This window comes from Flavobacteriales bacterium (assembly GCA_025210295.1).
GTDB lineage: Bacteria > Bacteroidota > Bacteroidia > Flavobacteriales_D > Parvicellaceae > S010-51.
Genome location: JAOASC010000002.1, coordinates 120,981 through 140,587 on the forward strand (window position 1 = coordinate 120,981; position 19,607 = coordinate 140,587).

General features: G+C 40.3%; 6 protein-coding genes. All 6 read left to right on the top strand.

What is annotated here, in order from left to right; genetic code table 11:
- Window positions 1-2: 2 nt before the first annotated feature.
- The gene (locus tag N4A35_00895) at window positions 3-6,071 is read left to right on the top strand and encodes a hypothetical protein (GenBank protein MCT4579945.1); all 6,069 of its coding nucleotides are present in this window, start codon (window positions 3-5) and stop codon (window positions 6,069-6,071) included.
- Between the two features lie 3 nt (window positions 6,072-6,074).
- Entirely contained in the window at window positions 6,075-6,785 is a 711-nt protein-coding gene (locus tag N4A35_00900; GenBank protein ID MCT4579946.1) for a hypothetical protein, read from the top strand.
- Window positions 6,786-6,798: 13 nt separating this feature from the next.
- Entirely contained in the window at window positions 6,799-11,343 is a 4,545-nt protein-coding gene (locus N4A35_00905) for a hypothetical protein (GenBank protein ID MCT4579947.1), read from the top strand.
- Between the two features lie 28 nt (window positions 11,344-11,371).
- On the top strand, window positions 11,372-11,968 hold the full coding sequence (locus N4A35_00910; GenBank protein MCT4579948.1) for a hypothetical protein: 597 nt from the start codon (window positions 11,372-11,374) through the stop codon (window positions 11,966-11,968).
- 12 nt (window positions 11,969-11,980) lie between these two features.
- Window positions 11,981-12,583, top strand: a complete 603-nt coding sequence (locus tag N4A35_00915; GenBank protein MCT4579949.1) for a hypothetical protein — start codon at window positions 11,981-11,983, stop codon at window positions 12,581-12,583.
- A 224-nt stretch (window positions 12,584-12,807) separates the two neighbouring features.
- A partial coding sequence (locus N4A35_00920) for a hypothetical protein (protein MCT4579950.1) occupies window positions 12,808-19,607 on the top strand: 6,800 nt, incomplete at its 3' end.

The following is a 19,607-nucleotide window of genomic DNA, read 5'->3' on the forward strand; positions in this document are numbered from 1 at the left end:
ACATGAGAAAACAGGATAATAGAGAACAATCAATACGTAATTTAGAAATGAAAAACACCTCATTTCTGAATAAAATCAGACGTAGCAGATATGCCAAAGCATTTATGGCTTTTGTAGGAGTAAACATGCTTTCTCAAATCGTGTTGCCAACAGCAGCAATGGCGTTAACATCAGGAGCAGCATCCCCTGAGTTTGCAAGTTTTGAACCAGTAGCTACGACCAATATGGTCAACGATTTTACAGGGGACTTTACCTATAACTTACCTGTTCTAAGTGTCCCAGGCCCAGATGGAGGTGGATATTCCATGTCGTTGTCATACCACTCAGGAGCTTCACCTGAGGAAGAGGCCTCATGGGTAGGGTTTGGTTGGACGTTAAACCCAGGGGCAATTAATCGAAATAAACGTGGTTACGCAGATGACTTTAATGGAGTTAAAGTAACTAAATACAATAAAGTGAAGCCCAATTGGACATCAGGGTCTACTTTTGACTTTAATGTAGAGTATAATTCTGCAGATGATTCTAAAGATAAGAGAAAGGAGGATAGAGAAGAGGCTAAAGCCGCGGGTTCAAAATTTAATTTTTTTGGATTTAATTTGGCTTCTTGGGGGGGCAAAATGACACATGATGAAGAAAGTAGTAGAAGAGAAGAGAATGGGTTTAGTACGAGTGTCTCATTTAGTAATGCAATTCGCTATAATAATTATTCTGGATTTTCAACAGTAAAAGGTTTTAGTGCTAGTACAATGCAGATGGCAAGTTTAAATATGAATCGTTCAGGAGGTGAGAATACTTATGGGGTATCAATAAGGCCATTGGTTTTTTTGTCAAAATCAATTACAGCTTTATCAAAACAGTTTAAAAACAAAGAAGGAAAAGTTATTAAGGCATTAAAAAATCTTGCCAATAAGTTAAATAAAATATCGAATAACTCATTAGTCCGAAAAAGTAGGAGGTATGGTCAAAGCTTTTATTCTTCTTGGTCTTTCAATGCACCAGCAGTACCATACAGTATAGCAAAAAATGTAGGTGCAGCCTATAATGTGAGTTATTCGACGCAAATCAATCCTTATGGTCCTATTGGTTTTCAAACAGGAGTTAAAGGAAGTATGAATGCTCAAGCCAACATCGCAGAAGAAATTAAAGAAGCGTATGGGTATCTGCATAACCCACAAATATCTTCTTATGAGAGTAAAGATAATCTTGAAGCAGATTATCAGATTGAAAAAGCAACGACTTTTAATAAACATGATCATTATTTGGGAATACCATTTAATAATGCAGATCTATTTTCTGCTACAGGAAATGGTGTAGTGGGAGGTTTTCAAGTGCACCACGAAAAGGTAGGACATTTTTACCCTTGTTTTATTACTAATGAACAAGATATAAGGCAAGTGGGAGTAGAAGCAGGATGGGGAGGAACATTACAGGTAGGGTTAGATGTCGGTGTTGGATTTCAAAAGACGAGAACAATGGATTGGAGAAAGGTCGACAATAATAATTCAGTTGATGGAGAGGTGGTTAAGAATGATTTAGAGTTTGATCAAACAACAAGTTCTTTTATGCGTTTTAATGGAGATATGGGGGGAGAAGTGTCTTATACTGGGGATGAGCTGTTACATGCTACAGTAGGGGGAACAAAATTGAATGCGAAGCTAAACTTAGATAACTTATATCAGAGTACAACATTGGATGAAGCTAAGGAAAAGCAAACATCATACATTGCGTATGCTACTTATGATGGAGATGGTTTGCTAACAAACCCATTAGATGAAAATGTAGGTGTTAGAACAATGGATGGGGTTATTTCACAAGAAATCATCGATAAAAATAATAGTAATTATAAAGATTTAATTGGTCAAATTGCTGTGACTGATAAGTCTGGTAATAAAAGCACCTATGGATTGCCTGTTTTTTCAACAGAAGAAACTCAGTTAACAATAGGGGTAACAGCAGATGTTGCTGATTATATCACCTATTCTGAGTTGGAATTTGAAAATCCTTTGCAAAATAAAACCGTATCTGGAAGTCGAATAGAGGTACCTTATGCTAGTACCTATTTATTAACAAATACAACAACGTTTGACTATGTTGATGCCGATAATATCATAGGACCATCAGAGGGAGATTTTGGTGGTTGGACAAAGTTCAATTACAGGCAAGCTCATAATGATTATAGGTATAGAGCTCCATATACAGGATTGTTTTACAATAGAGGGAGGTTAACAGATCCCAATGATCAAACAGGGAGTATGTCATCAGGGAAAAAAGAAGTCAATTATTTAGAGTCTATTGAGACGAAGACTCATATTGCTTATTTTGTAACCAATAAGACTGATTGTCGTGAATATGCTGGTGTGCCAGAAGAGGCTCGTGAGGAGTTAAAAGGTTCTTTAACAGCCGAAAGACCAGATGGCCTTTCAGCGTATGAAATAGATGATTTAGCAACGAAAGATGGGGCTGCTAATAACGAAACTTATAAAGGAAGTAAGCATTTAGAAAAATTAGAAAAAATCGTTTTATATGCTAAAAACGATTATAGTCGCCCAATTAGTGTGACCTATTTTGAATACGATCAGTCTTTGTGCAATGGAATTCCCAATACGGATGCAACAGGAACAGGAAAATTAACTTTAAAGAAAGTTTGGACAGAGGGTGGAGGAGTTTCAAAGACAAGAATAGCGCCTTATCAATTCAAATATGAGTACTTTAGAGATTATTCTTCAACAATAACAGATAAGTATAGTCAGCTAACAGATGTTTATACAAAGTCTAACGGTACAGAACTTGCTACAAGTCTTGAAAATCCAAATTATAAGCAGGGCTTATTAGACATGTGGGGGAATTATCAAATCAATGCATCTGAACGGTTTAAAAAGATGCAACCTTGGTTGGATCAGACCATAGAAGGGGGAGAGGATTATGATCCTGCAGCATGGCAGCTTAAACAAATTATTTTACCATCAGGAGGTGCCATCCATATTCAATATGAACAAAAAGATTACCTAAATGTACAAGATAAAAGAGCCATGGTGATGACCCCATTACTTAAGCAAGAACTCAATGGAGAAGATGGGAATACCTATATCAGTAAAGAGAATCATGATAACCAAAACTTTTATTACATCGATTTAGAAAAAATAGGAATAACAGATCCTAATGATATCGAACCTTATAAAGACTTATTAGAGAGCACTTTTATTGATGAACATCAAAAACTTTATTTTAAAATGTTATACCATTTAAGAAATGGGAATGCGGCTTTAGATAATACAGGGTCAGATTATATTTCGGGTTATACTTCAGTTTCTGAAGTCGTACTCGATAATAAAGGAACCCCATCAGATAAAAGTGATGATCAAATCTTTCTTCGTTTAGGGAATAATGAGGTAAAAAAAGACAAAACATTACCTCGTTTCTTGGCCTATAAAAAACTACTCAGTAATAGCTATGATAATTTAACACGCCATCAAAGTTTAAAAGATGAAGTGTTGAATAAAGATGAAAATATATTGGCAGCAGCATATCGAAATGATGGGAACGCTCCTAGTGGCGCTGCTTTTTCATCAATTTCGAATGATAATTCTGACTCAGATAATGAGGGGATTAATCTTGATGAAAAAAACTTTCGTGTAGCAACTCGAAAAGTTGCGATAAGAAACACTTTTGACTTCTTTGGGGAGTGGATTTCAGGAGGATTTACAACCAAAAAAAATGAAGTGTGTAAAAATTACAATCCATCGTTATCCTATTTTAAATTACCAACTTACCATTCTAAAAAAGGTGGAGGAATTAGGGTAAAACGTTTATTGTCGTACGATCCAGGGGTTGAAACAGGAGATGAAATGGTGTACGGTTCAGAGTATATTTATAAACTATCAGAGTTCTCAGGGTTGAGTAGTGGTGTTGCAACGAATGAACCAGCTTTAGGAAGAGAAGAAAATGCCCTCGTAGAGTTTTTAGAGCCTAAAAAACAGAAATGGTTAAACAAAGTTACCAAAGGTAGAAACAGTAAACAGTTTGAGGGACCTTTAGGAGAGTCCTTATTGCCTGGAGCTTCAATAGGGTATAGCCGAGTAATTGTAAAGAATATCCACTCTGGAAAAACCACAACAGGTTATGCGGTCAATGAATACCATACAGTAAAAGACTATCCTATGACTAGAGAAGAGTCAAAAATAGACAAGGATGAAGATACTTATAAAAAATTTAACATGAGTCTGCCTTTAGGTGTCGTTAGCTTTGATGTTCATAAAGCATGGGTTACACAAGGTTACTTGTTTAAGTTAAACGATATGCATGGAAAGCCTAAAGCACAATCAACTTATGCAGGTAATTATGATGTGGATCACCCAGAACAACATTTACCAATGGCCTATACCGCTCGAACAACGTATAATTATAGTGCCTTAGGAGATGAAATAAAGTCGTTGGTTTACGACCCTAATGACGATGAATTCGAAGTAGGGACAATGCGACCTGGGTATGAAGAAGATTTAACACTTTATCGTTCACGTGTAAAGGATCGAACCAATGACTTTTCTTTAGAGTTGGACTTGAACATAACTATGGCAATTCCTCCACCCATTACTATTAATTCAGGGTTAAGTTATGCCTATACAGAAAATCAGTTTAGTCAACACGTAACTTCAAAAGTATTGCGTCAAAAAACATATTTACTCTCAACAACGTCTACAGTAGATGGAGTAACGCAAACAACAGAGAATTTAGCATTCAATAAACATACTGGTGATCCTGTTTTAACAAGAACGTATGATGGTTATAAAGGCAAAACCGAAACAATCAATACCAATAAAGATGCAGGTGAGCATAATGCACATTATTATGCATTAAATATTCCAGCATCATGGGTTTATGAAGATTTAAGACATAAGTCAGAAAACGACGCCCATTCTAATCAATTAACTGCCAATGTGGGAAGTGTTGTGACTTATGGAGATTCTCCAATAAACCTATCGCAAAGTACGATATCTTCTCCAACATTTGAACATGTAGTGAGTGCGTCTGCAGTAGTGCTTGAAAAAGGCTGGTTCTCAGGAAATGATGTTAATGACGTTGTGACAGAATATGGTATTCAACCTAATGATATAACAACGTTAAACAACCATTATTACCCATTGAGAAGTTATGTTTTTAGAGATAAAGCAGGAGTGAAGCATTCGGTCAACCCAACTTCTCGAAATTCTGAGCACAATATCTATGGAGGTGGAACCGCGGTAACTTCTTTAGCAATGTTCCCGTGGTTAGGAGGAACTGACTTTAAAGGTGAAAACTCAGAAGAAATCAACAATTATTGGTTTTCAGCAAGCAAAGTCAACAAATATTCTCCAAATGGAATTCCACTTGAGGAACAAGATGTTTTGGATATCAACAGTACAGCACATTTTGGCTATAGTAAGACATTGCCGACACTAGTTGCGCAAAATGCAAGCTATAAAGAAGTTGCTTTTAAAGATTACGAGAACGATGCTAGTGCTAGTGTTATTGCTGGAGAGGCCCATTCAGGAAACCGTTCCTTAGCAATAACCTACGCTTTAACGCAAAATGTAATTGAAAACTATAATTTGTCTTCAGCAGTTCAAGGTCGTGGATTAACAATGAAGTTGTGGTTAAAGAGTAAACAGTCGAATGACTATGACTTAAAGAATCCTAACCCTAATTTAAAGGCTGTTTTTAATAATCAAACGTTTGATTTTAAAAGAATTGCACAGACCGGAGAATGGTCGTTGTTTGAAGCTCGTATTTTGAGTAATCAACTATCAAATTTACCTACAGGATTATACAATATTGGAATCATGTATAACCACGCTCCAGGAGCTCAAGAAAAAGTTTACATCGATGATGTAAGAATTCAGCCATTAGATGCGGTAATGAATTGTACGGTTTATACTAAAGATAATCGAGTGGCGGCACAATTTGACGATCAACACTTTGGAGTGTTTTATGAGTACAATAGAGAAGGGCAGTTGGTAAGAAAGAGCATAGAAACAGAACGCGGAAGAAAGACAGTTCAAGAACAACAACACAATGTTCCACAAATTAATAAATAAGTCATGAAGAGTTTGTTAAAAATAGTTGTATTGCTGGCCATCACAAGCCCTCTTTTTGCACAGTTTGATTCATCGATTTGTGTAAAAGAAATCATCGCATACGAAGATGCAATGTATCAAAAAATAAATAACGAAAATACAGTTTATGTAAACTATAAAACAACGGCGATAGATTGGGAAAAGAATTTAGCCAGTTCGGAAGTAAAACTCTATAAAAATAAAGAACATGTACATTTTTTCTCTAAGGAAGGAAACTTGTTTAAAGATTCAGAAAACATGTTTTTGGTGTTACCAGCTCAGAAGTTAATTGTAGCTGATAAAGTAACAGAAGAAATGTCTGGAATGGGCTATAACGATGACTTTCTTGAGTTAAGGAAAAAATTTCTTTTGAGCAGTGAGTTGGTTAGCTGTGAAATCACAGATTCACTTCAAGGAATCAAACAGGTCGTCCTACGCGTTAAAGAGGATTTAGAAGGAATTGTAGAGATAGAAGAAATGAGTTATCAATACAATACAAAACAGAAGAAGGTTGTCAGTACAACGGTTTTATATAGTAATGATTATAAGATCAAAAAACTGATGACAACTTATTTGGATGTTAACCCCAATTCAACATATAAATTTAAAAGGTCTACTCGCTATGTCCTAGCGAATAATAATAAGCTGCTATCAAAATATAATGGCTTTGAATTAATAGACAATAGAAAACAATAAAATCGCATTTTAGATGAAGAGATTAAAGATAGTTCAGCTCATTTTATTCACGATAGTGGCATGGAATAACTATGCCCAGGTGGAAGGGATAATGATCGATAACCCGCGTTACTTTATTGATAAAAAAAGTACATCAGGACAAGCAGGTGTTGCTGCATTTGATTATACGGGAGCAAATAGTCTAGCATTAGATAAACCCACAATTTCTTTGCTTAAAGAAAGAACAGCGAGTGGTAAATTATATTTAAAATTGGATTTAGGAGATGATTTTGTTTTAGAATCTCCTAACGATGTTTTTGATGTTGATTTAGCGATACAGTATCGATTAGTTGATAATAGTGGAACGAATGCTCCTACGATGTGGAGGTTGTTAGATTTTGAAATTAATGCCCAGTTACCAGAACAATTACATTTAGTTGATTTAACTCAGGAGCTTTCCGGGTATACAGCTGTAGAAATTAAGGTAGATAATGTCAATGGAGGGTTGGGTTCAGGGCCTTATTCATCGTCTGATAATGCAGGTTTTTTAAATGCTTTTATTGCAGAAAAATTACGTTTTAAAGCCACTTTTGTTAGAGCGTATAAAATAGGAGTTCGTTTGGCTAGTGATAATGAGTATGCACCAAATATTATTTTAGATCCAATACCTAATCAGGGAAATAAACGAGTGCATTTTTCTTGGAATACATCGGGGAATAAATACCCTAATTATGAAATCCAAATTCTAAGAGTTTTTAATGAAGACCCTGCAAATGTTAACCCAAATGTCGCCAAGTCGGTAACAATAGATTGGAGTAAAGCCTTGAGTATAGAAACACAATCTTATAAACAAGAAATTGATTTAATTGTAGCAGAAGGAAGAGGGTGGTATACTTGGCGTGTTCGTCCTATAGGAAGCTATTATGATGGAGGAATTGGAAATTCAGATAATTATGGAGAATGGTCTAATGCTCATATGAATGGAGAAACTGTTGATTTTGGAGTGGGGGTCACACCTTATTCTTTTTTTATGTTAGAACAAGACGATAAGAAAAACTGGAATTATACACGTGTTTTTACAGAGGGAGATGAAACTGGTGAACAAGGTGTAAGAACTAGCGAGGGAATAACCTATGCTGATGGTTTGTTAAGAACGCGTCAAGCTCAACAGTATAATAGTAGTACAGGAACAACCATTATCTCACAAACTGTAAGTGATTATTCTGGGCGGCCAGCGCTAAGCACATTGCCTGTTCCAGTTACAGGAGACTTAAGTGGGTATAAAGAAAACTTTGTCCAAAATTCTTCAGGAACAGTATATACGGCCGAAGACTATGATGACGACATTAATGTCAATAATCCGGCTCAAATAAAAGATGCAAACACAGCTTTTAATTATTACAATGGAGATAGAGCAGATGGTGTAGCAGATGCAGAAGGGTATGCATATTCGAGAACAATCTTTAAAACCGATGGTACAGGAAGAGCAACAGAAAGTTCAGGAGTAGGAGCAAAACATGCAATAGGTAATCGAACCACTAAAGTGTTGTATTCAAGTCCGTCAGATGCAGAGTTAATTCGAATCTTTGGAGATGAAGCGCCACTTGCAGAGTCTGTAATTAAAACAATTACCAAAGATCCTAATGATGTGATTTCATTAGCCTATACCTCTAAAGAGGGAAAAACAATTGCTACAGCATTGATTTCTGATGAAACCGACAATCTTCTAGAATTAAATGACAACAACAATGCTTTTACTGTAGAGAATGTAACAACACAAAATGTTTTAAACTTTAATAAGTTTGTAAGTGCTAAAAGAATAGCAATTATTTCTGATAATACCGGGGTGACATTGGGGTATAAAGTAGGGGAATTAGAAAGTCCAGACTGTGGAGGAGAATGCAATTACAAAGTTCGATTTTATTTAACAGACTTAACCAATGGAATAAGATATAAGAGTAATCAATATGATTTACCTAATGCTGAAAGTGCGCTTAGTATTACAGCTCAGGAACCATTAGTATTAACAGACATAGCTGGGAGTGCAACAACGATTACAAGTACAGATGGAACGTTTACCCTAAATACAGGAGAGTATTTGGTTACCAAAGAAGTGTTTTCAGAAACTAATGCCAATATACTTGCCCAAGACGCCCTGGTAAGAGCAGATGCAATAGAAGAGATATTGTTGGCCATTACCGATAAAATGGATGCAATTAATAACAATCAAGACTTAATAGACTTTCGTAATTTTATGGATAATCCTAATTCTACAACAGATGTAGAAGGGTATTTTGCTAACCTATTGGCTAATCCAAATTCTACAGCTGATCAAGGCGCACTTCGTACCGCGTTAGATTTACCTGCAAATTTTGTTTTTCCTCCTTATTTTGGAGTGGCTTATTCTGTAACAACAGGGTTGGAAATCATAGATCATGGTCCTAATAATGATGATATAACAAACGGAGCCAATTCTACTGATTGTGGAGGATGTGGTTCAACAACCGTGGGTATTCCTACTATAGAATATTGCGAAGTATGCGAAGGTACAGATGGAACGGGAGGAGTTGAAGCAATTAGAGGTGCGGCAACCAGTTTAATTGAGTATATAGAGCCTACAGAAGGAAGTCAAAATACCAATTGGGCAGCTATAAAGACCTTGGTAGACGATCATTTTATCACTTATTTAACGGATAAACTAGAGGCTACTTATGGAGCTAATGTAGATGTTCAGGCAGAGTTAACCAAGATTGCCCCTGGGTTTACTAAAGAAAGTTTAGCGTATATGTTAACCAATATGTTGGCTTCTAGGTATTATACAGACAACACAACAGAGGTTGGTGGTTATAGGTATATCGCTGAAGAAAATGAAATTGGGGGATTAGAACGAGTGGATACCGATGGAAATCTAGAATACGAAGATTCAGAACATTTTAATGTGGCTAATGTGATCTTAGCATCAGGATTACCTGAAAATTACAACTATGATTGTAAAGAGCTTTATCACTGTTGGATACAAGCTGTAGATATGATTAACTCTTTTGAATTTGAGGATATGGGAGAAGGTATCATGGAAGCTTATGATGCCCAACAAGGACACGATTCTGGAGATAATGATAATAGTCCTTCTAATCAGCATGCCGATAGCGATGATGCACAAGACGGCTCTCAAAGTGGAAATGCCATTTTAGATTTTGTCATTTCATGGAAGATGAGAAGGTTTAATGAATCTGATGATGGACAATTAAGTTTAGCAGAATTAGAAGCTATTGTTAGTTTACCTAATTTGTTTATGAATTGCGCAAAATACAAATTTGCCGAAATTATTGATGATGAGCATGTTAATAGCTTACCAGCAGATTATGAAAAAACGACTCCTCATGGATCAGCGGTTATTGCCAATCAGTTGTTTGTAAGTTCGTTAAGTCCAGCTGTAGATGCAGATGTTTCTACATTAGGAGCTATGGCACCAAAAATGATGGCTTTTGATGAAAATGGAGTAGGGACAGTAGAACAAGTTACAGAATGTACGGATGCTAATAATCCTAATCCTCAAAGTTATGATCAACTGAATTATTCTTATATCGTTAAACCAGAATGGATGTTTAAATACTTTGTATATAATGCCCATAATAACCCAACGATAGCAGATGATGATGATTATCTTTTAACACAAAGAGCGATAGAAATAGCAAGTAATTATAAGGATTTAGGTTTATGTGCTTCACCGTGTTTTGAGGTGAATGACTATTATCACGAAAGCTGGAATAAAGGGCAACGACTTAGTTTTTATCAGCAAATAAGTGGAGCTAAAAAGACGGTTGTTGTTTGCAGTCCCTCCAATCCTGAGCCTCAACCAGAGGCGGTAGACTTATCCTTAACAGAGCAAGGTCTATTAACGCTAACTAGAGAAGCGTTAGAAGGAGCTGAAGAAAGCTGTCAAAGCAGAAGAGGTGAAATTCAAAGTAGATTAATAACAGCGTTAGAGGGGGCTTGTTATGAAATTGTAGAGGAGTGTGATGCTTCTGGTACGCAAATAAATGAGTTGGGATTAGAAGCTATGACCGATGCTGTGGTAGAAGAGTGTATTGTTAAAGTGCGTACGGTAACTTCGAAAATTTTCGATACCTCTAATGATTATAATATGACTTCTGCAACTTATTCAGGAACAGGGTATGGGGCAAATCCTTATGGAGATTATTTGAATAATGATGGAACAACAACCCCATATTCAGAACCAAAAGATCCAACTGAAAATGCAAAGACAGTAGGATTTCCTCAACATGCAATTATCTCTTGCTGTTATTTAGATGAGGCTGGTGTATCTCAAACTTCTGAAAAAAGGAAAATCACGTTGTTTGCAGCATGTGATCAAGCAATTTTAGATCAGGTGAGTAATTGGAGTTTTATTCCATATATCCCTCCAGCAACAGGGTGTACCAATAATAATACACCGCCTGAATGGGATGTCGCTTGTCCAAATGGAGATTGTGGTACACAAGAATGTACTCCTAGTGGAGCGACAGAACCTAATGTGTACTCAACGAAAACAACCATATCAGCATCAACCAATCAATAATAGACTTTAAATACAAAAATAAAAGACCATGAAAAATATTAAAATCGTTTATCTACTAATCATGTTAATGGGACTATCTTCATGTTTTTATGCTCAAGGAGTAGAAGGAGTAAAAATAGGTAGTACAGTATCTCCTCCCAATCCATCTACTATGTTAGAAGTAAAATCTTCTAATAAAGGGGTGTTGTTTCCCAAAGTAGCATTAACAGATATCAATGTTTATGCGCCAATAGTAGGAACTGCAACTGAGGGAGTCCTCATCTACAATACCAATGAAAGTGTCATAAATGGATGTGGGAAAGGGTATTATTTCTGGAATGGAAACTACTGGGAAAGAATGGGGAGGAAATGTGTGCCACAAATGACGTTTGCAGAAATGGTGGCTTTTACATCCAATTTAACAGCAGCTGATATAGGGTATCAAGTTTATGTAACCGATACCAGCATTCCATCTAGCGATTTGTCTCCATGTTTTACGACAGGTTGTACACCTGCAACAGTTAACCCTCAGGGTATTTGGTCATTTACTAATACCAAATTATATAGTTGCAATTGTGGAGGTGTTTTATGGTCTAAAGATATAGTCTTACCTACAGTGTCATGTACTGGGGGATCACCTTGTTAAAAAAGAAATAAGATGAAAATGATAAAATATAGTCTTTTTTATATGCTGTTGTGCCTCGCCTTGGGGAGTCTTGCACAAAATACAGAAGGAGTCAAAATCTCGTCAGATGTTAGTTCTCCTAACTTTTCAACAATGTTAGAAGTGGTAGCTCCTAATGAAAATAAAGGAGTATTGTTTCCTAGTGTAGCATTGACCAGTATCTTCGATTATTCAGCAGTAGTAGGTACGGCAACTGAGGGCGTGTTAGTTTATAATACCAATGCTTCTGCCACAGGAAGTTGCGGCCAAGGTTATTATTATTGGAATGGCTTTATGTGGGAGAAAATGGATGGTAATTGTATTCCTAAAATGACGTTTAGTGAAATGATAGCATTAACATCGAGTTTGTCAAGTTTTGATGTTGGATTTCAGGTGTTTATAACCGATACAGACATCCCAACTGAAAATATTTCAGGGGTAAATGGGTGTGTACCTTCAACTTTCAATCCTTATGGTGTTTGGCAGTTTGTTAACGTCCCTCAAACCCACCCTAAAATACAGAACTGCATTCAATGGGTGCCTCACAAAAGCTTACCTGATTTTCAATGTACTTACATAGGGATACAATGTCCTTAATTAAATAATATTATAGAACAATGCGACAATCGACAACGATAATAATACTATTCTTAGGGTTAATTTTTTTAGGAGAGTCTTATGGGCAAACCCTATTAAGTGAGTCATTCACCTATGAGGGACAAGGCGCGTATAGCTCACCGTTATTTGACGGATCCATTTCCTTAACCTCCGGCGGAGAGGGGATATTAGACGAAAACGATTTAACCTATACCTCCAATACAATGGTCATCACAGGAACCTGTTCCCAAGTCAAGATAACCTTCGACCATTACTGTGGCATAGAACACCCAGATCAAGGAGAAGTAGAATACCAACTCAATGGCGGAAGTTGGATCGCATTAACCCCATTCAATTATCAAGGCTTAAGCACAAACTATACAGTGGGCTTCAATGAGCAAAGCTATACAACATGGCAAGCCACCCCCTTAAGTACCACACCACTAGAAAGCGAAACCTTTATCATCCCCAACACCGTACAGAACGATCAAATCAAGATTCGTTTCAAGATTCAAGACATCAATAATGATGGCGTATACATATCCGACGAAGACCGTTGGATAATCGACAACATCCAAGTCAAAGAAGAACCATTTAAATACACCAACTACAACTTTTCACTCCCCAGCTCAGCCTGTGTCGGGATGCCCCTAAGCATCAGCGGGTTAAACCTACCAACATGCATCGCACCAACCCAAGTAAAATGGACCATCAGCGATGGAAGCACCCCAACCACCCAATTCGGCTATGTGCCCAACTATAACTTTACAGCCGCCGGGACCTATAGTGTCCAATGTGAAATCTTATCCACCGATGGCACCACAGTAAACCACACCTATCAAGCCCAAAACATCACCGTTTCAGCCTCACCAGGAAACTTAACAATCACCGAAAGCACAACCAACTGCGGACAAGTCGAGATAACCTTTCCAGCAGGGCTCAATCTAGGCACTAGCAACAGACAGTTTAGTTATGGAGACGGAACCCACAATGCAGGCGTACTCAACAACTCAACCCACGTCCATACCTATACCGCAAACGGGACCTATACCGTATCTTTCACCTCAGACGCTTTAAGCTGTCCAATCTATGGCATAGCCACGGTAACCGGTTTACCCGAGTCAAGCTTTACCTACACGATCCCCGATGCCTGCGATTACCAACAAGGAATCAACCTAACCATCGCCAATTATGATCCCATCACCAACAATTACCAATGGGAGATCAATGGACAAACCATAGGAGCAACAGGAGTCAGCGACACCTACAGCCAAGGACTACAAGCCGGCAACAACACCATCCAACTAAAAGTCTTCAGTAACGGCTACAGCTGTATCGCCCAATCCAGTTCCGATATCACCCTAGGAACCAACCTCGCAGGAATCAACCTGTTCAGTTTTGCCAATAACAATAACTTCTGTCAATACGATCAACTCAGTTTCGCCCACGTCTCCGATCTACCAGACCACTATAACTGGACGATCACCTCGATCACCGACGGCACCAGTTACAGTACCGCCCAATACCCGCATTACATCTTATCCCACCCCGAAACCTACTACATCCGATTAGAAGCCAGTATCAACGGCTGTCCCTCAGTCACGTATCCCGACCAAAGCACCACGCTCTATGAAGAAGTCACCGTATTTGAACACCATGATTTAACCTTCACCGCCACCCCCGATCCCACAACCTGTGGAGTCTATACGATCAACTTTAACCACCTGGCATCCAATGCCCAAGTCATTATCGACTATGGAGACGGATCCAATCCAACCACCAGTCGAACACATACCTATGCCACCAATGGGCTATACGAAATAACCGCCACCATAGTCGATGGCATTTGCGGAGACAGTTACACCCAAAACGTAAACGTCAACACCGGCGCAAGCGTCAACCTAACAGCCACCAACCAGTACATCTGCGAGGGCATAAGCACCACCCTTACCGCCAACGTAACAGGCGTAAATGGAGTAGGGAACCTCACCTATACCTGGACCAAAAACAACAACGGAACCATCACGGCAATCACAGCAAACAGCCCCAGCATACTAGCCACAGAAGCCGGCACCTATACCGTAGGAGTAGGAAGCAGCAACGGCATCTGCTTTTTAGGCAATGGAAATATGGCAACCATCACCATCCAAGAAGCCCAAATCCCCAATGTGACCGTATCCCATACCACATCAGCAGGTTGCAGCAACACAGGAACCGCCCAATTATCCATCACCAATTTTGACGCAGTAGGCTATAACCTTTACGGAGACGTCTCCTTAGCCAATACCATTACCCTAGACGAACTCTCCGCAGGCAGCTACAACATCACAGTCGCCTCAGAACACAACCACAACTGTTTCAGTACGACCCCCATCACAATAGCCGGATCAGACATAACAGTAAGCGCAACAACAACCAGTCCATCAAGTTGTAACACCCCAACAGGAGCCATCTCAATCACCCCAACAGGAGGCGATGGCAGTTACACCGTCAACCTAATAGACGGGAACAATATCGTCACATCAAACGTCGGAAATTCCGCTAACAACCTCGCCCCAGGCATCTATACCATACACGTAACAGACGGAGCCAACTGCACCGCAACCACTACCGTAACCGTAGGCACAACCCCTGTTAACTACACCATAAACCTACCAACAACACAGCTATGTCCCAACCAGGCCTCAAGCCTTACCATATCAGCAACCGCCACAGAAAACCTCACCTATGAATGGTTCGGTGACGCCGATCAAACCGGACCCAGCGTAAACATCACCAGCCCAGGAACCTACCAAGTCAAAGGAAGCCATGACGGCTGTAGCCATACCCAAACCTTCACCATAGCAGAAGCAAGCCCAGTAGGGATCACCATCAGCACAGACGGACAACAATGCCAAGGAGAAGCAGCAGCAGTAACCGCCACACTAGCAGGAGGCAGCTACGATAACATCACATGGACCAATGCCACCCCAGAAACAGACCCCTTAACCGCAACAGTAACCACCTTTCCATCAACAATATCAGCCACCATCCAAGTAGGCGGATGCAGCTATCAATCCAATGAATTAACCATCGCCAGTACCACAGCAGTAACCTCCACATTAGCCGCTAGCAACCACTACGACGACACCCAAAACTGTCAATTCACCTCCCAAGCAAGCGGAGGAACCGCACCCTATACCTACAATTGGTACCTACAAGGTCAAACCATAACCACCAATGGCGACCCATCCGATCCCAACGACAACGGAAGCACCCAAACCAACCAAGAAATCCTCCAAGTCAGCTTTTTCGAAAGCACCCCAATCACCAACCTAGTCGACGGGACATACAGTTTCCAAATAGTCGATGCCAATGGATGTAGCTCGCCAACCTACGGACCAATCACCTATACCGTACCCGAAAATACCGCCGCTTATCCAGCCTTTAGTTTCGTATGGGGAGAAGAAGCCCTCGACGAGGACGAAGAAGACGAAGAAATAGATCAAAACCTAAGAGAAAACATGGCCGAAGCCGCCGATGCCGTTATGGCTGCAGCAGGAACATGCTACCAAAACAATGTAGCCGCAGCACTAACCAACTTTAGACGCTCATGCTTTCAAGACCACAGCCTAAAAGACGAGTTAAGCCTCTCTTACGATGAAAACATCCACCATTACACCCTGTTCTACTACGACAGAGCAGGACAACTCACACAAACCGTCCCACCAGAAGGCGTAGACATACTCAATACAACACAAACCGAAGCCATTTTAGCTTATCGACAAGGAACAGCCACCCTCGCCAACACCCTTGCCAATAATGCAATGGCAGCCCATCAAGAACTATTACCCAACCATAGTTTACGCACCCACTATTGGTACAATAACCTTGGGCAAATGATCCGTCAACACACCCCCGATGGCGGAAACACCAACTTTATCTACGACCAATTAAGCCGTTTACGATTCTCACAAAACGCCCAACAAGCCCAAAACAATACCTATTCATACACCAAATACGATGCATTAGGAAGAGTAGTAGAAGCCGGTCAAAGTAGCCAGTTAACCTATACCGATCCCACAGCAAACAGTACACATACCCTCGACTTTAACAACACCTACAGCAGTACCAATGCCGTACCAGCCCAAACATTAAGCTTCCCCTCAACACAAACCCAACAAGTCACCTATTCCGTCTATACCACACCCACACAAGAAACCTACTACGGTCAAGCCCAACGCTATCTCCAAAACAGAATCAGTTACGTATACAGTGACTACGACGGTAACCTAACCACCACAGAAGACCAATACCATACCTACTACAGTTACGATCCCCATGGGAACGTAGAATGGATAATCCAAGACGACCCAGAAATCGGGAAAAACTACCTCGCTTACCAATACGACCTAATCAGCGGGAAAGTCCTAAAAGTCAGCTACAACGAACAACGAGCCGACCGCTTTTACCACCGTTACCAATACGATGCCGAAAACCGTTTAACCAGCGTAGAAACCTCCATCAATGGAGAAGTCTGGGACCAAGACGCCAGCTACGCCTATTACGAACACGGCCCCCTCATGCGAACCACCATCGGAGAAGACCAAGTCCAAGGTGTCGACTACGCCTATACCATCCAAGGTTGGTTAAAAGCCATGAACACCCCTCAACTACACAGAGGCGCAAACACCATGCACAACGATGGAAGTAACGTTACAACCGCTTGGGAAACCCAGCACGTCGCAAAAGACACCTACGGGATGAGCTTAGGCTACTACCAAGGCGACTATAAAAACACCACCCATAACTACCTCACCGACAACACCAATAGCCTATACACCAATGCCAAAGCCAAAGACCTATACAATGGAAACATCAGCCATTGGATCAACAGTCGTTTACAACAAGACAACACAGGCGTTAACACAAGCATCAACCAAGCAGACCATACCAATGCCACCATCTACCGTTACGACATCCTCAACAGAATCAAAGAAAGTTGGAACTACGAACAAACCAATAACCAATTAACCAACGGATTCCAAGCAGGATACACCAACGACAATGGGCACCACGGAACCCTCGCGTTCCATACCAACTACAGCTACGACGGCAACGGCAACCTCACCACATTAAAACGCCATAACCAAGAAGGAACTGTCATGGATGATTTAGCCTACAGCTACAATAGACTAGCCCCACAAGACCCAACATCAAAACTAAGCAACAACCGCCTCAAAGAAGTAGCCGATGTAGCACATCCCTCAACCGGAACACTAACCTATAACAACGTAGAAGACATCATCGGAGAACGAGATTATAGCGATCAAGACTACGACGCAATAGGCAACCTCATCCATGAAGAAGCCCTCGAATGGATAAGCGGACAAAAATGCAACGTCACCATGGACATTGAATGGAACGTATCCGGAAAAATAAAAACCATCCAAAAAACCATCCACAAAGACGGAATCAAAGTAGGACTCAGTCACATCCACTTCGACTACGACGCCCTCGGAAACAGAACCCGTAAAACAGCCAAAGAAACCTTAGATTTCTCGGCCAATTACACCAATCAAACCCCAGCAAACTATACCTACGGAGTCGGAGACATCAAAACCACCTACTACGTAAGAGACGCCCAAGGCAACCCGATGGCCGTTTACACCAAAAAATACGATACCGACGACAATACCGCTACACTATGGGTAGAAGAACAAGCCATCTATGGCTCAGACCGAGTAGGACTCTACAGCCGACCACAACTCGGAGAACCCTTAGCAGAAGTTACCCTACAAAATGGAGCAGAAGCCACATTCGTAGGAGCAGTCGAAACAGGCGTAGAAGCCATCACCGCCTACCAAAACTGGATCACCACATCAATCCTACCCAAAGCAGCCATGGAAAACCTATGCCAATGCGACATCAAAAAACTCAACGGCGGAGAAAACAGCCCCTATACCGATGCAGGTACCCTCGCTCAATTCCTAGGAATAGCAGACCAAGGCATAGCCATAGCAGAAAACACCAACCACGAAACACAATTCTATGCCGTACTAGCCAAAAACTACCTAGGCAACCAAGACGCCTGTTTAGTCTATGACCAAGAAGGAAAACTCATGAAAGGCCTAGAACAAATCACCGACGTCAACACCAACAGTCGTCCAGTCATCGTAAACCTAACAGGCAGCAATAAATACGCCCTAATTACGCTCACCAACCAAGGCATCCCAACCTATCATACCATAGACATGGACCAATACGGTTATGGAGGAGCCAATGCAGCAGGAGCAGTAACCAGTGCCGTCAATCAACCCCTAACCAGCCTAACCAACACAACAGGCGTACAATACGGGTACCATTACACCGGATACGAAGACCATATTAACAACAAAACCATCGTTTACACCACACGAAGCCAACCATTAGCAGGACAAAGCGAAAAACTCGTAGAAGTACTCGCCATAGAACTCAACGAAAACGCCCCAATCACAGAACACGTACTATGGAGCACCACACAATGCGGAGATGGCGATATGGGCGAACTACAAATCGCACCCAACGGAGAAAAACTCGTGTGGCACAACCATAGCAAAAAGATCGCAGGCTTTGACCATAAAACCACGACGATTTATGAAATCGCATTAAACAGCGACAAAATCACATCCACAGGAATAAGCGCCAACGTTACCACAACAGGAGGAAGCTACGCCCCACAAGCAGGCATAGCCTACCAAGAGGACAGTGAAAACCTCCTTTATACCCAACACGACCTATACAACGCCACCAACAACACCAGTGGAGGGAAACTATGGAAATACGATCAACTAAACCTAACCAGTTTACCACTCTCCCAAAATTTAGTATATTTGTTAGGCGACATCAAAAGAGGAGTGAACGGAAACTTATACATACCCAACGTATACGAGTCAGGAGCAGATCTGCACCACTACAGTACACAAAATGGAGTAACAACGACCAGTAACATTTTCTCATCCTCAACAACAGAAGAACGCCTAAGTGGAACATTACCAACCCAAGT